This is a genomic window from Sphingobacterium thalpophilum (genome assembly GCF_038396785.1).
GTDB lineage: Bacteria > Bacteroidota > Bacteroidia > Sphingobacteriales > Sphingobacteriaceae > Sphingobacterium > Sphingobacterium thalpophilum_A.
In genome coordinates this window covers 4,119,854-4,130,729 of the sequence record NZ_CP151087.1, presented here as the reverse complement: position 1 = coordinate 4,130,729, position 10,876 = coordinate 4,119,854, and the positions used below count along the sequence as shown (strand labels likewise).

The 10,876-nt window shown below is 39.7% G+C and carries 9 protein-coding genes; 4 read left to right on the top strand and 5 right to left on the bottom strand.

Annotated elements, in window-relative coordinates; all coding sequences use genetic code 11:
• Positions 1-316 precede the first annotated feature (316 nt).
• From AACH28_RS18250 to AACH28_RS18235, 4 genes are all read right to left on the bottom strand, one after another.
• A complete protein-coding gene (locus AACH28_RS18250; RefSeq protein ID WP_070570188.1) occupies positions 317-2,032 on the bottom strand; it encodes a GMC oxidoreductase in 1,716 nt (571 codons plus the stop codon).
• Positions 2,033-2,039: 7 nt separating this feature from the next.
• The gene (locus tag AACH28_RS18245) at positions 2,040-2,528 is read right to left on the bottom strand and encodes a gluconate 2-dehydrogenase subunit 3 family protein (protein WP_070570191.1); all 489 of its coding nucleotides are present in this window, start codon (positions 2,526-2,528) and stop codon (positions 2,040-2,042) included.
• 87 nt (positions 2,529-2,615) lie between these two features.
• Entirely contained in the window at positions 2,616-3,275 is a 660-nt protein-coding gene (locus AACH28_RS18240) for an HAD family phosphatase (protein ID WP_070570193.1), read from the bottom strand.
• Between the two features lie 36 nt (positions 3,276-3,311).
• On the bottom strand, positions 3,312-3,947 hold the full coding sequence (locus tag AACH28_RS18235; RefSeq protein ID WP_070570195.1) for a DUF6266 family protein: 636 nt from the start codon (positions 3,945-3,947) through the stop codon (positions 3,312-3,314).
• 496 nt (positions 3,948-4,443) lie between these two features.
• Between AACH28_RS18235 and AACH28_RS18230 the strand changes: the two genes are divergently transcribed.
• On the top strand, positions 4,444-5,055 hold the full coding sequence (locus AACH28_RS18230) for a fumarylacetoacetate hydrolase family protein (protein WP_070570197.1): 612 nt from the start codon (positions 4,444-4,446) through the stop codon (positions 5,053-5,055).
• A gap of 11 nt (positions 5,056-5,066) precedes the next feature.
• Positions 5,067-6,797 carry a M23 family metallopeptidase gene (locus AACH28_RS18225; protein WP_254667770.1) on the top strand — a complete coding sequence of 577 codons (1,731 nt, stop codon included), beginning with the start codon at positions 5,067-5,069 and terminating at the stop codon, positions 6,795-6,797.
• A gap of 235 nt (positions 6,798-7,032) precedes the next feature.
• Here the strand turns inward: AACH28_RS18225 and AACH28_RS18220 are convergent, their stop codons facing one another.
• Positions 7,033-7,737 carry an IclR family transcriptional regulator gene (locus tag AACH28_RS18220; RefSeq protein WP_070570199.1) on the bottom strand — a complete coding sequence of 235 codons (705 nt, stop codon included), beginning with the start codon at positions 7,735-7,737 and terminating at the stop codon, positions 7,033-7,035.
• 97 nt (positions 7,738-7,834) lie between these two features.
• Between AACH28_RS18220 and AACH28_RS18215 the strand changes: the two genes are divergently transcribed.
• Together AACH28_RS18215 and AACH28_RS18210 are read left to right on the top strand one after the other, a co-directional pair.
• On the top strand, positions 7,835-8,557 hold the full coding sequence (locus AACH28_RS18215; protein ID WP_070570201.1) for a 3-ketoacyl-ACP reductase: 723 nt from the start codon (positions 7,835-7,837) through the stop codon (positions 8,555-8,557).
• Positions 8,558-8,823: 266 nt separating this feature from the next.
• Positions 8,824-10,875 carry a type I restriction-modification enzyme R subunit C-terminal domain-containing protein gene (locus AACH28_RS18210; protein WP_341831177.1) on the top strand — a complete coding sequence of 684 codons (2,052 nt, stop codon included), beginning with the start codon at positions 8,824-8,826 and terminating at the stop codon, positions 10,873-10,875.
• Position 10,876: the final 1 nt, after the last annotated feature.

Sequence of the window (10,876 nt, the reverse complement as noted above, 5' to 3'; positions counted from 1 at the left end):
TAAAATTGCCTGCTATATTCCATTGCTTTCACTTAACAGAAAACGTTTGGGTTCAAATGTCTATGGTATTATTGCCGCATAGAATCTGCAATAAAGTCTGCTAAATCGCTTTTGCTTTTGTTGTAAAATTTTTTGGTTTCCTATTTTGGTTTTTTAATTGCTTTTTTTTGATTACTTATTGGTTCATTAATTGTTTATTCGTTATTGTTTTCCTTTTTGGTTATTCTTTCTTGGTTTTAACGTGCTATGCGGGTGGAAAGATAGCACTTTAATTTTACAGAGGAAAGATTTATTTTCAAAACCTTTCCCCGGTAAACTAAATATTTCCTTTCTTCATCTCGCTAATCGCATAATCGACAGATCGTGCCGAAAATGCCATATAGGTCAATGAAGGATTTTGTGTTGATGTCGAGGTCATACTTGCACCGTCTGTGACAAAAACGTTTTTCACAGCATGCATCTGATTCCATTTATTCAATACCGAAGTTTTCGGGTCGTGCCCCATACGTGCACCGCCCATTTCATGGATATCCAAACCTGGAGCCTGCCAGTGTGAATCCGGGCGAATGTTTGTGAAGCCAGCATCCGTAAACATCTCCGTCATGACAGCGATGTAATCCTTTTTCATTTTTTCATCATTCTCATCATAATCGACAGCAATTTTTAACAATGGAATACCCCAGTCATCTTTCTTACTGCTATCCAATGAAACCATTCCTGATTCTTTTGGTATCGTTTCACCCATCATGTGAGATCCAACCTGCCAAACACCTAATTTAGGATTCAACAAATTGTTCTTCAGATCTAGCCCTAAACCCGAACGATCCGACTCTTTACTACGCGAAGCTCCGAAACCGGCAGCATAGCCCCTTAAAAAGTCCGTTTCCTGTTTGTGCAAGTTTCTGAAACGTGGAATATAGCCTCCACCTGCGGGATTCCGCCCTTCGGCCGTAAAATCCAACATCCCTTCATACTCTGCATAAATGCGTGCACTATAGTTGTGAAAGGCAACATATTTTCCGAGCACACCACTATCATTACCCAAACCATTTGGAAAACGGTTCGATTTAGAATTCAATAAGATCAAATTCGTATTGATTGCAGCCGCATTGACAAAAATCAGTTTGGCATAAAAATCAATTTCCTCTTTTGTATTGGTATCAATAACACGTACACCCACTGCCTTTCCCTTTTGTTCATCATAGAGAATCGAATGAACAACCGAAAATGGACGTAGCGTCATATTTCCGGTTTTGGCCGCCCAAGGAATTGTCGTTGCATTGGAACTGAAATATCCACCAAAAGGACATCCTCGCTGACAAAGTACGCGATTCTGACACTGTACACGTCCTTGTTCGATGTGAATCTGATTTGGTTTTGATAGGTGTGCACAACGTGCTGAAATCACTTTGCGCTCCGGAAATTTCTTTTGGACGCTTTCTTTAAAATACTTCTCGACAATATTTAATGGGTACCCTGGCAAAAACTCACCGTCAGGCAATTCAGGAAGTCCATCGTGATTACCTGCAATCCCAGCAAATTTTTCGACATAAGCATACCAAGGTGCTAAATCAGCATAACGTATCGGCCAATCTACGGCAAAACCATCTCTCGCTGGCCCTTCGAAATCAAAGTCAGACCAACGTTGCGTCTGTCTCGCCCATAATAACGACTTGCCGCCAACTTGATAGCCTCTGATCCAGTCAAAAGGTTTCTCTTGAATATAAGGGTGTTCCTTGTCTTTTACAAAAAAATGGGCTGCATCTTCATGGAATGCATAACATTTGCTGACAATCGGATTTTCTTCTTTTACTTTGAAAGGCATTTCATTCCGATGTTCAAACTCCCAAGGCATCATATTGGTGGTTGGGTAATCCTTGATATGTTGCACATCACGTCCGCGTTCCAAAACCAATGTTTTCAAGCCCTTCTCGCACAACTCTTTTGCGGACCAACCGCCACTAATTCCCGAACCGATCACGATCGCATCGTAGGTTCTGTTTTTTTCACTGTCAATATTTAGATTTGCCATGTGCTATTTATGCCTTAACTTTTACCGCACCATTGTACGGACCCGGAATAAGTTTATAGATCACCTTATTCTTCATCACGTATTCTGAGTTCATATACCCCTGAATTGCACGCGATTTGAAGGTCTCAAAAAAAGCCTTCTCGTCGGTTTGGTCTTTTAACCCCGCCAAAGTGGTCTCAGTCTCTTTGTTATTTTTTAAATTCAACTGTTTTCTCAATTTGTTGAAACCAGCGACAAATTTAGCCTGATTTTCTGGCGACTCACAGTCATCCACCATTTTGATGACGAAAAGATGTAGGTTCAGATCCTTTCCTCCCGGTGTATCCGATTTCGGAATCAGGATGTTAGCCAGATCGCCCAAAAATTGCTCATCTTCCGCCGAAATCTTCAGCTTATTTAATACAATTGATGCACCTCCATCATTCAGACAGGACGACAAAATTGTCAGTCCGCCAGCGATAATGAAAAATTGCTTTATTGCGGTTCTACGGTTCATAATCAGAGTTCCCTTTACAAGTCGGTAATATTACATATATCCGAATAAAAATACAAATGCTAAAACGATTAAATTATTTTACAACCCTCAAATCCATTGCGCCAACAGGGCTTTCGCCTCAGATAAGTTTTCCACAATGTTATCAACAGCTGTTAGTCTAGCACGTTCTACCTCTTGCTTCGTAACTGCAATCAACTGCGTCCCTGCTCCCAATGCCGATGTACTTCCTGTTGACGTATCCTCAATAGCCACACAGCGGTCGGCTGGTAGACCCAGATGTGTCAATGCCAAACGATAAGGTTCCGGATTGGGTTTTGGCAGCTCCACACACTCACGCGTGACAAAAAACTCAAAATAATCCAAAAGCTCGTGCTTGCCCAAAACAGTATCGACTGTGCTTCTATAACTCGAGGTCACAAGCCCAATACGGATATCTTCTGCTTTCAAAAAAGCTAAAATTTCTCGTGCTCCAGGCATCAATTCAATATCGCTCATGTTAGAATCGGCATAAGCCGCACGTGTACGCTTCCACATATGTTCTTCCGTCACGTCGTAGCCATAGTCCTCGGTAAGACGCTTGACATTATGTGCTAAAGTATGTCCAGCAAAATCGCGAATCCAATCTTCATAGTTGATCTGAAGGTTAAATTCCTGTTTTAATATAGGTGCCCAGTTTTTGAAATAGAAATATTCCGAATCAATTAACGTACCGTCCAGATCGAACAATACCGCCTGTATTTTATTCATAGTGTTAAAGATACACAAGTAGGTGGAAAAATCCTATTAAATGACGCCACAATAGGTAGAATTTGAGAATGCACCATGATACGTATCCCAAAAACCGATGTAGACATGATAATCAGCTTTTTTGCTTAATTCAACCGGTACGTCCACAAAACATTGGCCATCCCTAGCAGATGCAACTGCTGGTTTTAAGGAACAGAAATCATTTAAGCTAACAAATGCTAGATTTAACTTATAAATTTCATCATCATACGCTGGGTTTGGTATCCATTCCAAAAATATACGACCTTCATTCACACTTACCTTAGTACCCGTGGGCGGTATTAGATCCCCCACAAACACATTCAAATTTTCAAAATTCACAACAGGATTATGATCGGCATCAAAAGCCAGTACATCATTGAAAACATGTTTTTGCGCGAGCTGAAATGCACCATATTTAGATCCATTTTCTTTTTTTAGCCCATAGCCAAAATCAAAAACTGCTTTGTTCTCCGCACAAAATTTTCCGATAGCTTTCATTTTTTGACGATGTAATCGCTGAGCTTCAGTCGGAGGTTTACTGTTTTTTCTCCTTGCTCCGCGAATAATCCATTGCCCCATACGATTGTATCCATATATCGAACCAACTTTACCTCGAAAGCCACCATTGGGCCCATCTTCTATTATAGCCATATTTTAATTTTTTTGTTTAATTATCATCTTAACAATGATCTCTTAACAATCGATCTGTATTAATGTTTAAATTAAATTAGGTATGAACTAGTATTAGATTAGGTATACTATAGGTTTTAGTTAGCTATAACCTATACTATACCTAACTAAAACCTAAACAAAACCTAACTAAAACCTATATAAATATATACTTTGATCTAAATTACGCATGTAGTTGTTTTTCTCCAATTTTGGATAAGCTTTGGACATTTATTAAGTTTGTTGTGGTAAACGAAAACTAAAGTATACCGAGTATGGATGCACGATAAGTTTTTAGAAGATAACCATATCGTTCCTCACATGACGTTCGTTAGCATAGCGCATTCCGGCCAAGTGTAGGTAATTCACAAATAGCATATAGTACTTTCTAATAGCGCCTCAAATGTACACGCGATGAAAACCGAGCTCATGAGTTCGCAAGAAATCTGAAAGCTTCATTGCCTTAAAAATTTATATCATGAAAATAATTGCAATCGGTCGCAATTACATCGACCACGCGAAAGAGCTCAATAATCCAGTCCCAGAGAATCCCATTATATTTTTAAAACCCGATACAGCGGTCTTAAAGGATAACAAAGATTTCTATTACCCCGAATTCTCCAAAAACATTCAGTTCGAAACCGAAGTTGTCCTCCGGGTCTGTAAGGAAGGAAAACATGTGACACCAAAATTTGCATCAACCTATTTCGATGCTATCGGCCTAGGGATTGACTTTACCGCAAGGGACGTGCAGCAAGAATTAAAAGCAAAAAGCCTTCCCTGGGAATTGGCAAAAGCATTTGACCATTCTGCAGTGATCAGCAACCTGATTCCTAAAGAAGAATTTGCGGAAGTAAATTCGATTGATTTCTCCCTGCAGCAAAATGGGCAAAAAGTTCAGCAGGGAAATACCAAGGACATGATTTTCTCCTACGAAGATCTGATTGTATATACCTCCAAATTTATTACCCTACGCAAAGGTGACCTCATTTACACCGGAACTCCAGTTGGTGTCGGATCTGTAGCCATCGGCGATTTATTGGAAGGTTTCATTGGCGAACAGAAGATGTTTAGCTGTAAAATTAAATAGCTGGGAATAGCATGATAAAAAAAACGACAGCAATGCTCTCCCTGCTGGCCTGCATGGCAGGTCTAAGCAAGGGACAAGATATTATCAAAAGCCGCAATTATCCACAAAATTATTTTGTACGGCCCATGGACCTAGCGCCGCAGGCTTCAGGATCGTTCGGCGAATTGCGCGCAACGCATTTCCATGGTGGAGACGATTACCGGACACAACAACGCATCAATATTCCTGTGCATGCAGCGGCGGAAGGTTTTGTATCCCGCGTCAGGGTACAGATAGGTGGTGGTGGTAATTATGTTTACATTGATCATCCCAATGGTTACACCTCGGTGTACATGCACCTCGAAAGTTTCAATTCTGATCTTGCGAAAATCATCAAAGATGAGCAGTACAAGCAAAAACGTTTTGATGTCGATATATTTCTCAAACCCAACCAAGTACTTGTAAGAAAAGGTGAGTTTATTGCAAATTCGGGCAATACAGGCGGGTCTGCAGGTCCACATCTTCATTTTGAAATCCGGGATACAAAAGCACAATTGCCGCTCAATCCGCAATTGTTTGGCCTGTTGTTTCCAGACGGTGTAAAACCGATTATCCGCGGTATGACGGTCTACGATTTGGGTTCCGAACTGTTTGATGAAAATACGCCCCGCAGGCATCAAACCATCAGATCTGTTGGTAGCGGCAATTATAGTTTAGCAACAAACGCCCCTATCTCTGTGAATGGTACCTTTGGGTTGGGAATCAACACGGTTGATAAACGGAGAGGCATCTCTTTTACATATGGTGTGTATTCGATTGAACTATTTTTGGACAATAAAAACATCAGCACGGTACTGTTCGAATCCATTCCTTTTGATCAGACCCGTGCGATACAGTCCTACGTAGACTACCCTTATTTAAAAAAGTCAGGGGTACGCGTGCAAAAGAGCTTCAAAGATCCTAACAATCCGATCAACATCTTCAAAAACTTGGATAACCTCGGTAAAATAACGTTGAAAGACAATGAGGTCCATGAGGTAAAATATGTGGTCAAGGATGTTCAAGGGAATACGAGCGAATTGAATTTTAAGGTGCAGAATAACCCTTCACTTTCCATCAGCCGCCCAAATGCGAAGGGGCTTAAAATGTTTCACTATGCCGATGAAAACAAATATGAAGCGGAGAATGCTCGGGTTTATATGAGCAAAAATATATTGTATGACGACCTTTACTTCAATTATTCGCAGGGAGCAAAACCTGCAAAAGGCTACTCGGCAATGCACTATATCCACAACGCTTATACACCGGTGTTCGGATATTACAAGCTCATGATCAAACCAGACTACAGCTTGTCTGAAAATCTTTATGACAAAGCCTTGATTGTTTCTTCTGATGGCGGAGCACAAGGTGGTCAATATGAGAACGGCTGGGTGGTAGCCAACGTACGCGAATTTGGTGGTTTTTACATCGCTGTCGATACCATTGCACCAAATATCACTGCGCGTAACCTTACCGACGGCAAGAATGTTTCCAATCAACGCTCCATCGATTTTACCATCAGTGACAATCTATCGGGTATAGCTACTTTTGACGCTTATATTGACGGGAAATGGGCTTTAATGAAATATGACCCTAAAACAAGACATATCTGGCATGACTTCGAACCGGAACTCAGCAGTGGCAGACACGACTTTAAACTTGAAGTGAAAGACAACAAAGGGAATTTGAAGGTCTACGAGGCTTCATTCTCCACATCGCGTTAATAGCTAATTTCAAACTTACAACATTTGTCCGACCTGATCTGCTACATTAATTGCAATTTTCGAATTTTGGTTCAAACAAAAGGGAAATGATAAAATGAGTAAAGGAAAAGAGTCCTGGAATTGGCGAGGACTCTTTTCCTTTACTCAACAATAATCAATGTTACAATTTTAATTGTCACAGTACAATAAGCATGATGCATTCCATCTACACGCTATAGAACGATTATCGTGTAGATTAAGATACCTTATTCTTTAATAATGATTGAATGATCTGTATTCCCTGTTGCATTTCTTTAGTTCCAAAACGATACGATGGGCCTGAAATACCAATTGCTGCCAATAATTTATTATTACTATAAATTGGTACCGCTACGCAATTCATCTCTTTTTCCAAACGTTCATAATCTTCAGCATAGCCTTTTTCTATTACATTATCGAGTTGCTTTTGCAATTTGATTTGTTCTGGCTCGATGAGATTAACCATTAATTGTTTGGTCAAACTCGGTGAATGTGCCATAAAAACATTACCCAAAGCCGAATTCATTACATCCATTTCTTTACCTACTTCTAGACTTATACGTACAGAGCGTTTGGGATCGCTTTTTAGTTCGTGCCGCATATAGGATCCTAGCTGTATGGTTAGATAAGCGGTTTCACCGGTGAGTTCGGTTATTTTTTCTACGATAGGACGATAGTCTGTTTTCAGTGTAGCGGTAGAATATTCCGTTGGGATGAGGTGATGCATTTTGCCTGTGAGGTAATATCGGGTAGAAAGTTCCTCTTGATCTGCATAGCCCATATGCACCAAGGTTTTAACAAAATTATGTACCGTAGATTTTTTCATATCCAAACCTGATGCAATATCTTGTATACGCACCCGATTACCGTTTTGTACCATATAATCCATAATGAGAAATAGCTTCTCGAGCGACTGTATCATGTTTTGTTCATTATTACGGAACAAATTTACATTTTAATACTCAATAGTCGTTTATAATAAAATAAAAACAGAATTTTGCGATATATAAAATAGAAATATGCAAGATTTAAAAAATAAGAATGCCCTTATCACAGGTGCTGGTAAGGGGTTAGGTAAAGCGATGGCTTTGGAATTGGCAAAAGAAGGGGTCAATATCGCTCTGGCAGGTCGTACAGAAAAAGATTTGCTACGGGTAGCTGCTGAAATCAGTGCCATTAACAGCGATGTAAAAGTGCAAACTTATGCCTTGGATGTCTCAGATTATACAGGTGTACAAGACACGGTAAAAAGTATTTTGGAAACTTTTGAAACTATTGATATTCTTATCAATAGTGCCGGAGTTTTGGCTGTAGGAGGTATCAACGAATTGCCAGTTGAGCAATGGGAGCAATCTTTCAAAATAAATGTATTTGGAACGTATTATATGATCCACGAGGTATTCCCGGAAATGGTCAAAAACAATGGTGGTGATATCATTAACATAGCATCTACCTCAGGTTTGAAAGGTTCTGCAAAAATGAGTGCCTACGGAGCATCAAAAGCAGCGGTGATCAATCTTACCGAGAGTGTGATGCAAGAAGGCCGCAAGTCCAACATTCGTGTATCGACCATCAACCCGAGTACCATTGCCACAGATATGACGGTGAACGCCAACTTCACCGATGGAAACGAAGAAAAAGTATTACAGCCGGAAGATTTGGCGACCCTAGTCGTACACCATCTGAAATTGCCAAAACGTGCTTTTGTAAAAGAATTCAGTTTGTGGTCTACCAATCCATAAGGTTTTTTATTGTCAACGTTGTAAGAAGAGGCTAACTGAACTACGGTTAATTTAGCCTTTTTTATCATCATTATTTTGATAAACCTTTTTATCAGGAGTGTAGATGGTGATAAAGCGACTAATTATTTCCCGCCCCTAACCCTTGTCAGTGTTTTTCTTGAAATACCTAGGTAAGAAGCGATCATATAAAGCGGAATGCGATTGTAGATATTGGGGTAATTTGATACAAAATCTTCGTAGCGTTTCTGGGGTGAGTCTTTGAGTTGATGCATCAGCCGTTCCTTGTTAGTCAGCGTGTTTTTTCGGTCAACTGTTCTACCAATTGGTGTAAGGTTGGCGGTTGCTGTAGCACTAAATTTAAATGCTCCATTTATCAAAAATACCAATCTATCTTCGATTACTTTGATGGTTTATTGATTGGGTTAACGGCTACACCCAAAAAAAATCTTGATAAAAATACGTATTCATTTTTTCAATTAGAGGATGATATACCCACTTTTGCCTACGAATTAGATACTGCCGTAAACGACGGCTTTTTAGTACCGCCACGCTCGTATGCTGTCCCTGTACAGATGGTAAGGGATGGCGTGAAATACAAAGATTTAAGCGATGAGGATAAGGCCGAATTAGAGGAAAAGTTGGGATTGACCGCGGTATCTGATGAAGCCCTTCAGGAATTTGAAGTTGGAGCGTCTCAGATTAATTCTTTTTTATTTAATGAACCTACAGTAGATCTTGTTTTGGATCACCTCATGAATAATGGGTTAAAAGTAGCTTCTGGCGATAAGGTCGGCAAAACGATTATTTTTGCCAGAAACCATCGTCATGCTGTTTTTATCGAAGAGCGATTTAACAAAAACTATCCCGAATATGGAGGCAACTTTTGCCGGGTCATTGACAATTACAATGACAAAGCGCAAGATTTACTTGAAAAGTTCTGTTATGACAAAGAAGAACTAGAACCTCAGATTGCTATTTCGGTCGATATGATGGATACAGGAGTCGATGCACCTAGCGTACTGAATCTCATCTTTTTTAAACCGGTAAAATCATATGCTAAGTTTTGGCAAATGGTAGGAAGGGGTACTCGTTTACGTCGTGATTTATTTGGACCCCATGAGGATAAAAAATTCTTCCTACTATTTGACTACTGCCGAAACCTTGAGTTCTTTCAGGAGAATCCGGACGGTTATCAAACGAATACCCAAAGACCTTTAAGTCAACTGTTGTTTCTGGAACAATTACATGTTGCTAACCTTATTCAGGAGAATATGGATGCCAATAACCAAGATTTAGCTTTAGCAAAGGAATATATCAATCAACTACATGCCAAAGTAGCGCAGCTGGATACAGCTCGGTATGAGGTCAGAAAGCATCTCGCTGTAGTGCATCAATTTGCAGATAGAAGCAAGTGGGACAACCTCAATAAATCTGCTATCATTGCTATAGAAACGGAACTGTCTCATCTTATTCCTTACACTGAAGACATAGATGAAATGGCTAAACGATTCGATCTAAATAGTTATAAACTGCAAGGAGCAATGATTAATAAATCTCCGCGGCAGACCGTCCTTATCCAGAACTTTATGGATATAGGAAAGAGACTATTAAAAAAGCGAAATGTACCTGCTGTCGCTGCTAAAGAAATCGTCATAAGAGAGATGGCCTCCATAGATTTTTGGCAAGATGCATCAGTATCAAAAATTGAAAATCTACGAAAGGAAATTCGAGATCTAATACACTTGCTCAAAGAGGAGAATAACATTAAACCTATTTATACAAAGCTTGATGATAATCTTTTAAAGGAAGAAATTATCGGGTATGATATTATCGCAAATTTTAAAAATCTACAAAGTTATAAAGATCGAGTAACCGCCTTTATCAAAAAGAATAAGCATCATCTTGTGATCGACAAATTGCATAAAAATCAACCGATCAATGCTTTCGAATTACAGCAGTTAGAACAATACCTCGTAGCGGAGGCACTGGGGTCCAAGGAAGAGTTTATAAAAGAATTTGGTGATCAGCCGCTAGGAACTTTTATTCGGTCCATTATCGGCTTGGATCAAGAGGCTATACAGGCTCATTTCACAAATTTTATTGGCGAAGCTAACCTTTCGGCCAAGCAGATCAAGTTTATGGACACTGTAATACGTTATTTCGTAACCAACGGTTATCTAGAAACCGTCGATCTCATGGAACCTCCTTTTACGGAGCTAGATGACAGCGGGGTTATCGGATTATTTGACGAAAACAATGTTGTCAAACTCATGAGCTTAATCAAGCAAGTTAACCAAAATGCAGATATCGGGGCCTAGA